Annotated in this window: 14 protein-coding genes; 8 read left to right on the plus strand and 6 right to left on the minus strand. The window is 69.2% G+C overall.

Annotation, left to right across the window (positions count from 1 at the left end; all coding sequences use genetic code 11):
- Positions 1–206: 206 nt before the first annotated feature.
- The gene (locus tag OF380_RS27010; protein WP_264048689.1) at positions 207–452 is read right to left on the minus strand and encodes a DUF3072 domain-containing protein; all 246 of its coding nucleotides are present in this window, start codon (positions 450–452) and stop codon (positions 207–209) included.
- Between the two features lie 248 nt (positions 453–700).
- Between OF380_RS27010 and OF380_RS27015 the strand changes: the two genes are divergently transcribed.
- From OF380_RS27015 to OF380_RS27030, 4 genes are all read left to right on the plus strand, one after another.
- Entirely contained in the window at positions 701–1,204 is a 504-nt protein-coding gene (locus tag OF380_RS27015) for a MarR family winged helix-turn-helix transcriptional regulator (RefSeq protein ID WP_264051508.1), read from the plus strand.
- The gene (locus OF380_RS27020; RefSeq protein ID WP_264048690.1) at positions 1,204–1,929 is read left to right on the plus strand and encodes a response regulator; all 726 of its coding nucleotides are present in this window, start codon (positions 1,204–1,206) and stop codon (positions 1,927–1,929) included. Before OF380_RS27015 ends, OF380_RS27020 begins: the two co-directional genes overlap by 1 nt.
- Before the next feature lie 23 nt (positions 1,930–1,952).
- Positions 1,953–3,344, plus strand: coding sequence for an ATP-binding protein (locus OF380_RS27025; protein WP_264048691.1), 1,392 nt, complete (start codon positions 1,953–1,955; stop codon positions 3,342–3,344).
- A gap of 128 nt (positions 3,345–3,472) precedes the next feature.
- Complete coding sequence (locus OF380_RS27030) at positions 3,473–3,667, plus strand: hypothetical protein (protein ID WP_264048692.1); 195 nt, start codon at positions 3,473–3,475, stop codon at positions 3,665–3,667.
- A gap of 77 nt (positions 3,668–3,744) precedes the next feature.
- On the opposite strand, the gene OF380_RS27035 is transcribed toward OF380_RS27030, so the two are convergent.
- Positions 3,745–6,885: an efflux RND transporter permease subunit gene (locus tag OF380_RS27035; RefSeq protein WP_264048693.1), complete on the minus strand. Its 3,141-nt coding sequence runs from the start codon at positions 6,883–6,885 to the stop codon at positions 3,745–3,747.
- 12 nt (positions 6,886–6,897) lie between these two features.
- On the minus strand, positions 6,898–8,391 hold the full coding sequence (locus tag OF380_RS27040) for an efflux RND transporter periplasmic adaptor subunit (protein ID WP_404810517.1): 1,494 nt from the start codon (positions 8,389–8,391) through the stop codon (positions 6,898–6,900).
- On the opposite strand from OF380_RS27040, the gene OF380_RS27045 reads away from it, so the two are divergent.
- Positions 8,384–8,557: a hypothetical protein gene (locus OF380_RS27045; protein ID WP_264048695.1), complete on the plus strand. Its 174-nt coding sequence runs from the start codon at positions 8,384–8,386 to the stop codon at positions 8,555–8,557. The two genes, OF380_RS27040 and OF380_RS27045, sit on opposite strands and share 8 nt — an antisense overlap.
- Before the next feature lie 90 nt (positions 8,558–8,647).
- Here the strand turns inward: OF380_RS27045 and fcl are convergent, their stop codons facing one another.
- Together fcl and OF380_RS27055 are read right to left on the minus strand one after the other, a co-directional pair.
- On the minus strand, positions 8,648–9,595 hold the full coding sequence (gene fcl / locus OF380_RS27050) for a GDP-L-fucose synthase (protein ID WP_264048696.1): 948 nt from the start codon (positions 9,593–9,595) through the stop codon (positions 8,648–8,650).
- A 246-nt stretch (positions 9,596–9,841) separates the two neighbouring features.
- The gene (locus OF380_RS27055; protein ID WP_264048697.1) at positions 9,842–10,621 is read right to left on the minus strand and encodes a Crp/Fnr family transcriptional regulator; all 780 of its coding nucleotides are present in this window, start codon (positions 10,619–10,621) and stop codon (positions 9,842–9,844) included.
- Between the two features lie 454 nt (positions 10,622–11,075).
- Between OF380_RS27055 and OF380_RS27060 the strand changes: the two genes are divergently transcribed.
- Both OF380_RS27060 and OF380_RS27065 read left to right on the plus strand, forming a co-directional pair.
- Positions 11,076–11,786 (plus strand): Crp/Fnr family transcriptional regulator, encoded by a 711-nt coding sequence (locus OF380_RS27060; protein WP_264048698.1) that lies wholly within the window; start codon positions 11,076–11,078, stop codon positions 11,784–11,786.
- Between the two features lie 476 nt (positions 11,787–12,262).
- The gene (locus OF380_RS27065) at positions 12,263–13,021 is read left to right on the plus strand and encodes a sigma-70 family RNA polymerase sigma factor (RefSeq protein WP_264048699.1); all 759 of its coding nucleotides are present in this window, start codon (positions 12,263–12,265) and stop codon (positions 13,019–13,021) included.
- Between the two features lie 45 nt (positions 13,022–13,066).
- On the opposite strand, the gene mgtE is transcribed toward OF380_RS27065, so the two are convergent.
- Complete coding sequence (gene mgtE, locus OF380_RS27070; RefSeq protein ID WP_264048700.1) at positions 13,067–14,437, minus strand: magnesium transporter; 1,371 nt, start codon at positions 14,435–14,437, stop codon at positions 13,067–13,069.
- 498 nt (positions 14,438–14,935) lie between these two features.
- Between mgtE and pqqA the strand changes: the two genes are divergently transcribed.
- Positions 14,936–15,025 (plus strand): pyrroloquinoline quinone precursor peptide PqqA, encoded by a 90-nt coding sequence (gene pqqA / locus OF380_RS27075; RefSeq protein WP_264048701.1) that lies wholly within the window; start codon positions 14,936–14,938, stop codon positions 15,023–15,025.
- Positions 15,026–15,032: the final 7 nt, after the last annotated feature.

The raw sequence follows: 15,032 nt of genomic DNA on the forward strand, positions 1-15,032 counted from the left end.
CTGGAAACGGTCGTGTCCAGTCTGGCCATGGGTGCGGGTGGTCTTTCGCCGAGGTCGATCGGGCGAACGAATAGCACCGGTTCCTTGCGAAGCCTTTAAACCGGTCCCCGACAAATCGAGCCACCGTGGCGGAAGCCCGCGAGAGCTTCCGCCACGATGAGGAAGCCGATCCCCGACGCGATCGCGACCGGGGAGCGGACCGGCCCTCAGGCCTTGCCGGATTCCTTGCGCAGGGCGTCGATCCGCTGGGAGGCCTCGGCCTTGTCGAGGTCCGGGTCGAACGCCTCAGGCTCCTTGGCCTCCTCGGAAAGCGTCTTGAGGTAGGACGCCTGGGCGCCCGTCATCGGCTCGCCGCCCGTCGTCCACTGGCTCGGATCCTTGATCTGGTTCGAGGTGTCCTTCGGGTCGGTCTTCGGGTTGGCGTCCGCCTCGGAATGCTGGGTCTTGGCCATGTCTGCCCTCGTGTTCCTGAAATGTTCTGGTGAACGTCCCGCCTGCCCCGGAGTTCCGCCTCGTGCCCGCCGGGAACGACACCGTCCCGTGGCGGGATGTCTCAGGGCGGAGCGGCGGCCGGGGAAGGCCGGGCCTCGCGATCACCCGTGGGCGCGGGGGCGGCATGGCTTGACGGCCCCGGCTCCGCCTGGAACATGTCAACAACACTGACGTAACTGCAGGTCGCCCCGACGTGACAGCCCGCGCGATGCACGATGCCGATCAGACGCTGCCGTCGGCCGGGTCCGGCGACGATCTCATCGAACTCCTGTTCTTCGCCTACCGGGACTTCGTTGGCGACCCGGATCGCATCCTGGCGCAGTACGGCTTCGGGCGCGCGCATCACCGGGTCCTGCACTTCGTGGATCGCTACCCAGGCCTCACGATCGCCGAACTCCTCGAAATCCTGCGCATCACCAAGCAGAGCCTGAACCGGGTGCTCAAGGATTTGATCGGGCAGGATTACATCCTCCAGAAGACCGGTACGAGCGACCGCCGCCAGCGGCTGCTGTTCTGCACCAGCGCAGGCCGGTCCCTGGCCGACGATCTCATCCGGGTCCAGAGCCGCCGCGTGGCGCGGGCGCTCGCCGATTCCGAGTCCGGCCACGAGACGCCCCTCTCGGCCGAGAGCTTCCTGTTCGGGATGATCGAGCCCGAGGAGCGCGCGGCCGTGCGCCGCCTGATGGCCCGGCGCGTCCGGAGCGCCGCTTGATGGCGGCGCCGGGCCCCCGTGCGGGCGTCGAGCTGCCCGATCACGCGCCGCACGTTCTCGTGGTCGACGACGACCGCCGCGTGCGGGAATTGCTGGCGCGTTTCCTCTGCGAGCAGGGGTTTCGCGTCACCTCCGCCGGGAACGTGCCGGAAGCGCGCACCAAGGCGCAGTGCTTCGTCTTCGACGCCCTGGTCCTCGACGTGATGATGCCGGGCGAGAGCGGTTTCGACTATGCCCGCGAGGTGCGCCGGTCCTCGCGGGTGCCGATCCTGATGCTGACCGCCCGCTCCAACCCCAACGACCGGGTAATGGGGCTCGAGATCGGCGCCGACGATTACCTGCCCAAGCCCTTCGAGCCGCGCGAACTCATCCTGCGCCTGACCAACATCATCAAGCGGCGCAGCGTGGACGAGGGGGGGCGCGCCCTGAGCCACGACACCGTCACCTTCGGGCCCTTCTCCTACCGGATCGATCGCGGCGAGTTGCGGCGCGAGGACGAGACCATCCGCATCACCGAGCGCGAGCGCGAGATCCTCACCATCCTGGCGGAGGCCAAGGGCGGCAACGTGGAGCGCGAGGCGCTGGCCGGCGGCGGGGGGCTCGCCGCCGAACGCAGCATCGACGTGCAGATCAACCGCCTGCGCCGCAAGACCGAGGTCGACCCGGCCAATCCCCTGTTCCTGCAGACGGTGCGGGGCGTCGGTTACCGCCTCGCGGTCGACTGACCGCCCCATGGATGCGTGATCGCATGGCCGCCACAGGCCCGTTGCGGCGGACGGCCTCCTGGCTTGCCGCCCTGCCCCGCCCCCGCCGCCTCTGGCGCATTCTCTCCCGGGCGGTGGGCGACGTGCTGCCCAAGGGCCTCTATGCCCGCTCGCTGATCATCATCATCGCGCCGGTGGTGCTGCTCCAGTCGGTGATCGCCTACACCTTCATGGAGCGCCACTGGCAACTCGTGACGCGCCGACTCTCGGCCGCCGTCACCGCCGACGTCGCCGCGCTGATCGACGTCTACGAGAGCTACCCGCAGGACAAGGATTCCGAGACCCTCAGCCGGATCGCCGGCGAGCGGCTCAACCTCGACGTCGACATCCTCAAGGCGGCCAAGCTCCCGCCCGCTGGACCGCGCCCGTTCTTCTCCATCCTCGACGAGGCGCTCTCGGACGAGATCCGGCGTCAGATCCGCCGGCCCTACTGGATCGACACGGTCGGACGTTCCAGTCTCATCGAGATCCGGGTTTCGATCCCCGACGGGGTGATGCGCGTCACCGCCCGGCGCAGCATGGCGTATGCCTCGAACTCGCACATCTTCCTGCTCTGGATGAGCGGGTCGTCCCTGGTTCTGCTCGGCGTGGCGATCCTGTTCCTGCGCAACCAGATCAAGCCGATCCTGCGGCTCGCGGCGGTGGCCGAGAGCTTCGGCAAGGGCCGCGAGATCGAGTTCCGGCCGCGCGGCGCCCGCGAGGTTCGCCAGGCCGGCCACGCCTTCATCGAGATGAAGCGGCGCATCGAGCGGGCGATGGAGCAGCGCACGACGATGCTCAACGGGGTCAGCCACGACCTGCGCACCATCATCACCCGGTTCAAGCTCTCGCTGGCGCTGGTCGAGCAGACGCCCGAGGTGGAGGACCTGCAGCGCGACGTCGATGAGATGAGCCGGATGCTCGAAGCCTACCTCGCCTTCGCGCGGGGTGATTCCGGCGAGGCGGCGGTGCCCACCGACATGCGGATCCTGCTGGAGGACCTGCGCACCGACGTGGAGCGCCTCGGCGCCCATGTCGTGGCCGTGGAGATGGAGGACCACCCGCACGTGACGCTGCGACCGGACGCGATCCGGCGCTGCCTCTTCAACCTCGCCGCCAATGCCGCCCGCTACGGCGAGACCGTGGCCATCACCGGGCGGCGCGAGGCCCGCGCCTTCCTGGTCTCCATCGACGACGACGGGCCGGGCATCCCGCAGGACCAGCGCGAGGAGGTATTCAAGCCCTTCGTGCGCCTCGACGACGCGCGCCAGGACGCCGGCGGCTCCGGACTCGGCCTCTCCATCGCCCGCGACATCGCCCGCGCCCATGGCGGCGACGTCAACCTGCACGACAGCCCCCTCGGGGGCCTGCGCGCCACGGTGCGGATCCCGGCCTGAATCGGGCTCTTCGACCGCAGGACAGCGTGAGCGCACACGCTTGGCGCGGTCCGCCCCCCGATGCTATGAGGGGCACAGTGAACGCCACACGGTCCGGTGAACCGGGTTCCGATAAGAGGTCCGCCCCCATGAACAACCCGCTGATCCCGCTCCTGGCCCTCCTGCTTCTGCCGATCGGTGCCATTGGGCTGGTGCTCTACACAGACGCGGGGATCGAGCCGGCGCTGTTCTACGCCACCGTGAAGACCTTCGTGGTGCTGTTCGTCGTCGCCGGCGGCCTCTGCTTCGCCGCGAGCCGCCTCGCCGCCCGTACCGAGGGCTGATCCCTCCCCCATCGTGACGAAACGAAAAGGCCCGGACCGTGAGGTCCGGGCCTTTTCGTTTCGGTTCGACCCCCGGCCTATTCCGCCGCGATGCGGGGCGGGAACGGCTTCGGGTCGTTGGCCGTGGGCGCCTGCGGCAGGGCGAACGCACCCTCGGTCGGCTCGTCCACCGCACCGATGAAGCGGCCGAAGACACGCGTGAACAGGCGCGAGAGGTCGTCCACCAGGATGAAGATCGCCGGGACGAAGATCAGCGACAGTCCGGTCGAGACGATGAGGCCCCCGATCACCGCCACCGCCATGGGGGCGCGGAACTCGCCGCCGATCCCGAGGGCCATGGCGGAGGGCACCATGCCGGCGGCCATCGCGATGGTGGTCATCACGATGGGCCGGGCGCGCTTGCGGCCCGCATCCACGATGGCGGTGGCCCGGTCGACGCCGCGGGCCATCTCCTCGACGGCGAAGTCCACCAGCATGATGGCGTTCTTCGTCACCACGCCCATCAGCATCAGGATTCCGATCACGACGGGCATCGAGATCGGCATCTGGAAGATCAGGAGGCCGAGGATCGCGCCGCCGATGGAGAGCGGCAGCGAGAACAGGATGGTCAGCGGCTGCAGGAAGTTGCCGAAGAGCAGAACGAGGACGCCGAACACCATCATCAGGCCGGCGCCCATGGCCAGCGCGAAGCCCTCGAAGACCTCGCCCATCACCTCCGCGTCGCCGGTCTGGCGGATGGTCACGCCGGACGGAAGATCCTTGGCGGTGGGAAGGTCGAGGATCGCCGCGATGAGCGAGCCCAGCGCATCCGAGCCCTCCATGTCGGCCTCCAGCGCCACCCGGATCGCGCGGTCGTAGCGGTCGATGGCGGTGGGCCCGCGCCCGAGGCTGAGGTCCGCCACGGTGGAGAGCGGCACGGCGCCCCCGCCCTTGACCGGAACCTTGAGGGTCTCGATCTGCGAGAGGTCGCCGCGCAGGCGCTCGGGCAGTTGCACCCGGATCGGCACCTGACGGTCGATGGTGTTGAACTTGGCCAGATTCGCGCCGATGTCGCCGATGGTGCCCACCCGCACGGTCTCGGCGATGAGGTCGGTGGAGACGCCGAGATCGGCCGCGACCCCGGCCTTCGGGCGGATGCGGATCTCGGTGCGGTCGAGGGGGGCGGTGGAGAGCACGTTGGCGAGGTGGGGGATGCCCGCCGCCTCGCGCTGGAGCCGGGCCGCCGTGTCGGCCACCACCGCCTTGTCGGGCCCTGAGACGATCAGGGTGACGTCGCGCTGGCCCCCCTCGCGCAGGGCCCAGAACCGGATGTCGGGCTCCGCGTGCAGGATCCCCCGCACGGCGACGTCGATCTGCTTCTGGCTGCGGTGGCGGGTGTTCTTCGGCGTCAGGTTGATGGTGAAGGTGGCGAGCCGCACCTCCTTCTTTCCGGGCAACTGGCGCCCGCCATCCACGAAGACGCTGCGCACCTCCGGCAGGCTCCGGATGCGCTCCACGAGGCTGTCGGTGACCTGCGTGGTGTCCGCGAGCCGGGCGCCGGGGGGCAGTTCGACCACGAAGATCGTGCGGGCCGCGTCCTCCGCCGGCAGAAAGCCCGCCGGGAGCAGTCCGGTGGAGAGGATGGATCCGGCAAAGCACGCGAGCCCCAGCACCAGCGTAATGAACTTGTGGCGCACCGACCACGCCACCACGCGGGTATAGGCCCGCATCACCGCGCCCTCGCGGGTGTGGTCGGGGCCGTGGTCGCGCAGGAAGTAGGCCGCGAGCAGCGGCGTGATCAGACGCGCCACCAGCAGCGACATGAACACGGCCGCCGCGATGGTGAGGCCGAACTGCTTGAAGTACTGCCCGGCGATGCCGCTCATGAAGGAGACGGGGGCGAAGATCGCGATGATCGTCGCCGTGATGGCGATGACCGCGAGCCCGATCTCGTCGGCCGCCTCCAGGGCGGCGCGGTAGGGGGATTTCCCCATGCGCATGTGCCGGACGATGTTCTCGATCTCGACGATGGCATCGTCCACGAGGATGCCGGTCACGAGCGTGATGGCCAGCAGGCTGACGGCGTTGAGCGAGAAGCCGAGGCTGCTCATGACCCAGAAGGTCGGCAGCACCGAGAGCGGCAGGGCGATCGAGGCGATCAGCGTCGCGCGCCAGTCGCGCAGGAACAGGAACACCACGATCACGGCGAGCGCCGCGCCTTCGACCAGGCTCAGCATCGCCGAATGGTAGTTGCCCACCGTGTTGGTGACGGAGGTATCGATCACGTCGAAGCGCACACCCGGATGCCGCTCGGCGAGCTCGGCGATGCGCTTGGCGACCCCCACCGCCACTTCGGCGTCGCTGGCGCCGGTCGAGCGCGAGATCGCGAAGGCGACCACGGGCTCGCCGTTGAAGCGCGCGAAGGTGCGCGGCTCCTCCGCGCCGTCGACCAGGGTGGCGAGTTCGTCGAGGCGGACCTTGCGGCCGCCCGGCACGATGATCGAGGTCTCGGCCAGGGACTCCAGGCTCGCCGCACCGGCGAGCGTGCGGATCGACTGCTCCTGGCCGCCGAGTTCGCCGCGCCCACCCGCCATGTCGGCGGCGGTCAGGCGCAACTGGCGGTTCACGTCGGCCGCCGTGATGCCGAGCGCCAGCAGGCGATCGGGCTTCAGCGTGACGCGCACCTCCCGGGCGACGCCGCCGAGGCGCTCGACCCCGCCCACGCCCTTCACGCTCTGGACCTGCCGCGCGATGACGTCGTCGATGAGCCAGGACAGGTCCTCCGGCGTCATCGCGGGCGCCGAGGCGCCGTAGATCATGATGGGCAGCCCCGCGATCTCGACGCGGTTGATGATCGGCTCCTCGATGGTGCGCGGCAGGTTCACCCGGACCTTCGAGATGGCGTCCTTGACGTCGTTGACCGCCCGGTCGCTGTTCACCTCCAGGCGGAACTCGATGGTGGTGCTGGAGACGCCTTCCGAGATCGTCGAGATGACGTGCTTGACGCCCTTCACCCCCGCCACCGCGTCCTCGACCACCTTGGTGACCTGGGTCTGCAGCTCGGAGGGCGCCGCCCCCGATTGCAGCACCTGCACGGAGACGATGGGGATGTCGATGTTGGGAAAGCGCGTGATCGGCAGGGCCCGGAAGCTGACGAGTCCGAGGACCATCAGCACCAGGAAGAGCACGAGGGAGGGGATCGGCTTGCGGATCGCCCAGGCGGAGATGTTCAGGCGCATGGCTCGGTCCGATCAGCGCGCGGCATCGGCGGCCCTGCCCGGCGGGACGACCGCGCGGACGCGGTCCCCGTCGCGCAGGAAGCTGCTGGCGCGGGCGACCACGGTCTCCCCCGCCGCCAGACCCGAGCGGATTTCCATGAGCCCGTCGGTGGAGAGGCCCGGAACCACGCTGCGCGCCTCGACGCGCGCGTCGGCCACGACGAACACGCTCGCACCCCCATCCGCCGCGTAGAGCACGGCCGAGAGCGGGACCGCCACGCTGGTCCGCCGCGCGACCTCGACCTTGCCGCGCGCGAAGGCGCCGATCCTCAGGGTCGGATCGGGATCGAGGCTGATCCGGACCCGTCCGAGCCGGGTGGTGCGGTCGATCTCGGGATCGATCCGGCGCACCCGCCCCTTGAGGATGCGGCCCGCCTCGCCCTCGAGGCGTACGGGATCGCCCACATGGAGGCGCGGCATCCAGACTTCCGGCACCTCGCCCTCCAGTTCGATCTCGCCGCGCGCGATCATGCGGAACATCGGCTCGCCCGTGGCGCTGGCGGTGGCGCCGACCCGGGCGGTGCGGCGGGTCACGATCCCGGCCTCCGGGGCGCGGATCTCGGTGCGAGCCCGCCGCAGGGCGATCTCGGCCCCTTGCGCCCGCGCGGTGGCGAGGTCCGCCTCGGCGAGTTGCAGCCCGCCCCGCGCGGCGGCGAGGCGCCCCTCGCTGCCCTGCGCGGTGGAGACGCGCTGCTCCAGGGTCGCCGCCGTGGCGTTGCCCGTGCGCAGGAGGCTGCGGGCCCGCTCCAGCGAGAGGTTCGCTTCCACCTGGGCGGCTTCCGCCTGCACGATCTGGCTGCGGGCCTGGAGGATGGCGGCCTGCGCCTTGGCGATGCCGGCGGCGTTGGCCGCCTCCTGCGTGACGATCATCTCCAGGGAGAGGCGGGCCAGGGGCTGGCCGCGCGCCACCTCGGCGCCCTCCTCCACCAGGAGCTCGGTGATCCGGGTGCCCTCGATTTCGGGGGCGACGAGGATCTCGTCGCGGGGCACCAGGGTTCCGGTGACGACCGCCTGCTCCACCATCTCGCGCCGCGCCGCCGCCGCGACCGTGACGGCGGGGGCGATCGCCATCGGGTCCGGGATGACCGGGCTCTCGGCCGCCCGGGCCGCCGGGGGGAGCGCGGCCAGGATCGCGCCGAGGAGCGCGAGGCCGGCACGGAGCGAAGGGGGGCGGGACATCGGGCTTCGCGTCTCCGGAACGGGAGCCGGATGCCTGCGGGGCGAGGCCGGCGTTTTCAAGGCGTCTGATCCAATCATGCGATCCGGCCGCTCAGGTACCGGCAAGTCTTCCATCGACCAGTCTCCTACCGGCAAGTCTTCCGCCCTCAGAAGTCCGCCGGGTCGAGACGTTCGGCGTGTCGAGAGGACGGGTCCGGTCTTGCTCCACCAGGCGGGAACCCCCGCAAACCCTGTACGTTGACAATCCAGCAGACGAGACCCGAGCCGAGGTTCACGAACCATGAGCATCTTCGAGATTCGCCAGAAGACCAACGGTGCCGTCCTCTGGACCGGCAGTGCATCGGACGAGACGTCGGCCCTGGACGCGATGGCGCGCGCCGCCGGCTACGTCGACTTCGCCTCGCTTCCGGCCGACATCCGCGAGACCTGCCCGGTCGCCCGCTCCATCGACTGACGATCCGCCTTAACTGTCGAAGTCGCTTCAAGGCTTTGAAAACCCCCTCGCTTCCCAACCGGAGGCGGGGGGTTTTTCGTTTGGGCCGGTTCAGGCCTCGGGATGGTTCTCGGTGAACCAGGCATAAGCGCCCGCGATCCCGTCGCGCAGGCCGATCCGGGCCTGCCAGCCGAGATCGTTCAGGCGGCTCGTGTCGAGGAGCTTGCGCGGCGTTCCGTCGGGCTTCGTGGCGTCGAAGGTGAGATCCCCCGACCAGCCCAGGACCTCGGCGATGGTCTCGGCGAGCGCGCGGATGCTGACCTCCTGGCCCGAGCCGACATTGACCGGGCCGCCGTCCGAATAGGTCTTCATCAGGAAGACGCAGGCATCGGCCAGATCGTCCACGTGCAGGAATTCCCGCAGGGGCGTTCCGCTGCCCCACAGGGTGATGCTGCCGGTCCCGTCGCGCCGGGCCTCGTGAACCTTGCGCAGCAGGGCCGGCAGGACGTGGCTGCCCTGGCGGTCGTAATTGTCGCCCGGCCCGTAGAGATTGGTCGGCATGGCGGAGATGAAGTCCGCCCCGTGCTGGCGTCGATAGGCCTGGCACAGCTTCACGCCCGCGATCTTGGCGATGGCATACCACTCGTTGGTCGGTTCGAGGGGGCCGGTCAGCAGGGCGCTTTCCGCCAGGGGCTGGGGAGCGAGGCGCGGATAGATGCAGGACGACCCGAGGAACAGCAGCTTCTCCACGCCGACCGCGTGGGCGCTCTGGATCAGGTTCGCCTCGATCATGAGGTTGTCGTAGAGGAAGTCGGCCGGGTAGCTGTCGTTGGCGGCGATGCCCCCGACCTTGGCGGCGGCGACGAACACCGCCTGCGGACGCTCCGCCGCCATCCAGCCCTCGACCTCCGCCTGGCGGCGCAGGTCCACCGTGGCGCGCGAGGGCGTGAGCACCGTACAATCCTCGGCGGCGAGCCGGCGGACCAGGGCCGAACCCACCATGCCGCGATGGCCCGCCACGAGGACGCGCTTGCCAGATAAGTCGTAACCGCCGGTCATCCCCGAGCCTCTCCATCCCCGCGCCGCGCGGCCTCGCCCGGCCCGAAGGCGCCGGCACAGGGCCCGGCCTCCGTTCGCGCGCCAGGGAACCGGAATCCGCGCGTCCTGTACAGATCCGGACCGGCGCCCGGCCGACGTGCGTCCGGGATGAGCGCGGGAATCACCGCACAGGATGAATCTCGGGTCAGCGAACCGCGCGTTCCCCCTTGCGGAGGGCCACGGCATCACGATGCGCCGGCCCGCGGGTCAGGCGGCGATCTGCGTCCCGAGGGAGAGGTAGCCGGGGTCGAATTCGCCCAGCGACTGGAGGCCCGGCAGGTCGCGGATCATCAGGCTGCGCGAGCGCAGTTCGATCAGGCCCTGGCGCTTGAGTTCCTGCAGCGTGCGGTTGACGTGGACGGTGGACAGGCCGGTGGTATCGGCCAGATCCAGCTGCGAGACGGGAAGGTCGTAGCTGTCGCCGTGCGCCAGTCCGACGGCGCGAAACCGCATCAGCAACTCGCAGAACAGGTGGGCGATGCGTTCGATGGCCGAGCGGGAGCCGACATTCACCAGCCACTCGCGCAGGGTGGCGTCGTCCACCAGGGTGGCTCGGCGCATGGCCCGGACGATGTTTCCCGGATTCGCGGTCAGCCGATCGATGGTCTCGACGTCGAGGCGCACCACGCGGCAGGTCGAGAGGGTCGAGAGCCCTTGATCCATCCGCGGCCGCAGGGCGAGGTCGAGGTCGCAGAAGTCGCCCGGGATCATGTAGGCGGTAATCTGGCGAGCACCCGAGGGCCGGAGCTTGAAGCGGCAGGCCATGCCGTCGAGGATGACGAACAGGCCGTTCGGGACGTCTCCTTCCCGGATCAGGTCGGTCCGGGCCGGCACGACGAAGGCACCGTCGCAGAGCTGGGCCAACCAGGCCCGGTCCTCCGCCCCGAGGGTTCCGAAGCCTTCGAGCTTGCGCGTCAGGGGGTCGGACGCGACCTGCATCTCGCGGCGCATGAGGGGATGGGGCGCGTGACCCGGGCGACGGTTCATCGGCATCGGGATTCACACGGCCGGCAGGGTGCCCGGGGATGGCCGTCGTCGACGCCCTGTTCCGCCCTGCCACTCATGGTAACTCGGCCTCTCCCCAGGGTGCCGACCACAACGCGCGGAGCCGGGAAGTCTCTCGATGCATGAGACGGACTGGCGGAGACGGTCTCGGCCCCGCGGGCCGATGAAACCTTGAACGTCTGCCGAACAGCCTGCCGTAATTGTCCAGAAACTCCGTCCACCAGTGCATCTATAAATCCGAACGGATCGCGTTGAACACCGTCCGTCAACTCTTGGTGTTGTGCCCGACATTGCAGGAATGTCGGATACCCGACATATCCTCCCTCGGGGTTGCTTTTGTCCCATATCGTACCGATAGTAACGCGGTCAATTGCATATATTCCTTTATCCGGGCTGATTAGAGACTATTTGTGCTCCCGCCCGCAGGGGCCGGGTCTTGTTGGCGCTAGAGCAATCCGCCGTTCGCAACCGCCTGCTGAGACGTCTCTCGGCCGACGATTTCGCCCTGCTCCAGCCCCATCTGAGACCCTTCGTGACGGGCATGCGCCAGGGCCTGATCCTGCCGCACATGCCGATCACGGAATTGTACTTTCCCGAAGCCGGATACGCTTCGATCACCACGGCCGGGCCCAGTCGGATCGAGGTCGGGATCATCGGCCCCGAGGGCCTGGTCGGGGCGACACCCCTGCTCCTGGGCAGCGACCGGACGCCCTACGACCATTTCGTGCAGAATGCGGGCGAGATGATCGCGATCTCCGCCGCCGAACTCCTGGCGGCCACGGAGGCGAGCCCGACCCTGCGCCGCCTGCTGCTGTGCTTCGTCCAGACCCTGCTGATCCAGACCGCGCAGACCGCCTTCGCCAACGCGAGCTACAACATCGAGGTCCGCCTCGGCCGCTGGCTCCTGATGTGCCACGACCGGGTGAACGGCGACGAACTCACCGTGACCCACGATTTCCTGTCGTTCATGCTGGGCGTCCAGCGCACGACGGTCACGCTGGCCCTGCAACTGCTCGAAGGCAATCGTCTGATCAAGGCGCGGCGCGGGCGGATCGCCATCCTCGACCGAGCCGGCCTGCGGGCCATCGCCGGGGAGAGCTACGGCGTTCCGGAAGCCGAGTACGCGCGCCTCATCGGCGAGATCTGACCCGACCCCCACCGTTCTGCGAACGTGCATCCTGCTCCCTGTGGATTACGGGGATGACAACGGCCGCGCACCTTGAGGCCCGGCCCTTGACGGATCGCCCGCTGCATGGATCGGCCCGGCGCGGTTTCGGTGCCCGGTTCGCGGACGAGGCTGAACCCGATGCCGCCGGGCCGGTTCACCCGTTGCGCATCATGCGTTCCTCCCTGGACTTGGCCCGTCCGGCGCCCCGCCGTGGCGGGCCTTTTCTCGTCCGGTTCCGTAATTTGATCAATTCATGATGTCGCGGGTTGATAAAATTCCGAACGAAAGCTTGAGCGCGACGACGGAATAGTCTCGCTCCGTACGGTATCGCGCACCAGAGATGACAAAGTCTTCCTATTAACCTGTGTTGATGCAGGCGTTCTAGGGTTTTGCACAACTCTAGGCATCGAAGGACGCGCGCCCTGGTCGCCTCCGCTTGCCCGAGAAGACACTGGATGACATCGCTGACAGGATCCGCTGCCCAATCTCCCGCCCAATCCGCCGCTGTGGTCGCGCAGGCTCCCCTGCTCGCCCCCGGGATCCGGCGATCCCTCGGGCAGCACCTGCGCGACGCCTACGCCGCCCTGGAGACCGAGCAGCCCGACGGCTTCGCCGTGCTGCTCGCCCGGCTCGAAGCGGTCCTCGCCGCTCGCGGCGAGACCCTGACGGCGGAGGTCCGCCAGGGCTTGCAGGACCATGCGGCGGGCCTGCGCAAATACGCCCTCTCGCTCACGCGCGATTCCGCCCGGGCCGACGACCTCGTGCAGGACACGATGCTGCGGGCCTGGATGTACCGCGAGAGCTTCACGCCGGGGACCAATGTCTGCGGCTGGCTGACCATCATCATGCGCAACACGTTCTACTCGGGCCAGCGTAAGCGCGTGCACGAGGTCGAGGACACCGACGGCAGCTACGCGGCGCAGCTGGTGACCCTGCCGGCGCAGGGCGCCGTCCTCGACCTGGAGGACGTGAACGCGGCGATCGGCCGGCTCTCGACGACGCTGCGCCAGGCGCTGACGCTGGTGGCCATCGACAACATGACCTACGACGAGGCCGCCACCGTGATGGGCTGCAAGATCGGCACGGTGAAGAGCCGGGTCTGGCGCGCCCGCGAGAGCCTCGCCGCGCTCGTCGGCTATTCCGCCGACGAGATTGGGCCGGATCGCCTCGCCAGTTCGGTCCTCGGCGATGCGGGCCTGCGCTCGCGGGCCTGAGGCGCGAAGGGTCTACAGGCGCGTCCCGCGCGGGATGCGCGGGGTCTACAGAAGAGTCCCGCGCAGGATCAGCATCGCCACCGAGAAGTAGATGACGAGCCCCGTGACGTCGACCAGCGTGGCGACGAAGGGGGCCGAGGCGGTGGCCGGGTCGAAGCCGAGGCGTTGCAGCAGGAACGGCAGCATCGACCCGGTCAGCGACCCGAAGGTGACGATGCCCACCAGCGCCGCCCCCACGGTGGCGGCCACCAGCATCCAGTGCTCGCCGTAATCGTAGAGCCCGGCCTTCTGCCAGACGACGATGCGCAGGATGCCGATCGCGCCGAGGATCGTGCCGAGCACGAGGCCGGTGGGCAGTTCGCGGATCGCCACCCGCCACCAGTCGCGCAGGCGCACCTCGTGCAGGGCCAGGGCGCGGATGAGCAGGGAGGTGGCCTGGCTGCCGGAATTGCCGCCCGAACTCATGATGAGCGGGATGAACAGGGTCAGCACGATGGCCTTTTCGAGTTCGCCCTCGAAGCCCTGCATGGCGGTCGCGGTCATCATCTCGCCGAGGAACAGGGCGCAGAGCCAGCCGGCCCGCTTCCGGATCATCGTGCCGAATCCGATGTCCATGTAGGGTTCGGGCAAGGCCTCCATCCCGCCGAATCGCTGAACGTCCTGCGTCTGCTTCTCCACCATGGCGTCGATCATGTCGTCCACCGTGACGATGCCGATGACGTGGCCGACCGCGTCGATGACGGGCAGCGCCAGAAGGTCGTATTTCGAGATCAGCCGGGCCGCCTCCTCGCGGCTCGCGGTGGGCGAGACCGCCAGCGGACGGCGGTTCGGGGCCACCGAGAGCACGTTGTCCTCCGGCTCGCCCGCGATGAGCCGGCGTAAGGGCACCGCCTTGGTCAGCGCGCGGGTGCGCGGATCGAGGACGAAGATCGCGTAGATGGTCTCGCGGGTCTTCTCCACCTGCCGGACGTGGTCGAGGGTCTGCCGGACGGTCCAGTTGCCCGGCACCGCCACGAATTCCGTGGTCATCAGCGAGCCGACGGTCTCCTCGCCGTAGCTGCTCAGGCGGTCGACGGCGCCGCGCGTCTCGGCGTCGAGGCGCGCGCGCAGGTCCGAGCGCCCGGGCTCCTCGATCTCGCGAAAGATGTCGGTGATGCGGTCGGCCGACATTCCCGAGAGGAAGCCGGCGACCCGGTCGCGCGGCAGCATCTCGATGATGTCGGCGGCGCAGTCGAGTTCGGGCTGGTCCAGCACCTCGATCGCCCGCTCCAGGGAGAGGCCGAGCAGGATGGCGGCGGCGACCTCGGGCGCCTCCTCGTTCAGGGCCTCGACGATGTCGGGCGCCCGCTCGTCCGAGAGACGGGCGGCGAGCACGGCCGGGTCGATGCCGGTCGGGAAGGGGGCGATCTCGTTCATGGGCTCAACCTCGGCTTTCGGCCTGATCCGGCCGTGGGCGAGCCGGTCCGGACCGGCCGCCGCGCGGGCCTCGGGCGAGCCTCAGCGTCGGGGGACGGAACCGGACACGGCCGCGCACGGCACGGGCGATCGTTCGGGATGGTCGCTGGGCATGGGGTTCGTCGGTGGAGGCCGGGGCGCGGGCGAGGCCTTGAATCAGGCCGCGCGCCGCCCGGCGGCGCGTGAGTGCGCCGCGCCTCCGCGGTCGTCAAGCGTGAAACGCGGCCGCGCGTGACGACGGCGGTACGGCGTCGCTCTTCGGAGCCCGGGTGAGCCGGAGGATCGCCCTGGTTTCAGGGCGGCCGGCACCATATCTCTGATTGCAGGCGGCATTTCGCCGGCCTCGCGGCCTCTCCGGCCCGACACCCACGATCATATGAGAAATATAAGTGTAGTGCCCACTTGTGTTGTGCCCAACACAACGACATATCAAGGGTGTTGACAGCCAAGGAGTTCCCCATGACCTGGTCCGCCCCCATCGTGTCCGAGATCTGCGTCGGCATGGAAGTTACGAGCTACGAGTCCGCCGAGATCGATCCCTTCAACTAAGGGTTTT

It is taken from the genome of Methylobacterium sp. FF17 (assembly GCF_025813715.1).
Taxonomy (GTDB): domain Bacteria; phylum Pseudomonadota; class Alphaproteobacteria; order Rhizobiales; family Beijerinckiaceae; genus Methylobacterium; species Methylobacterium flocculans.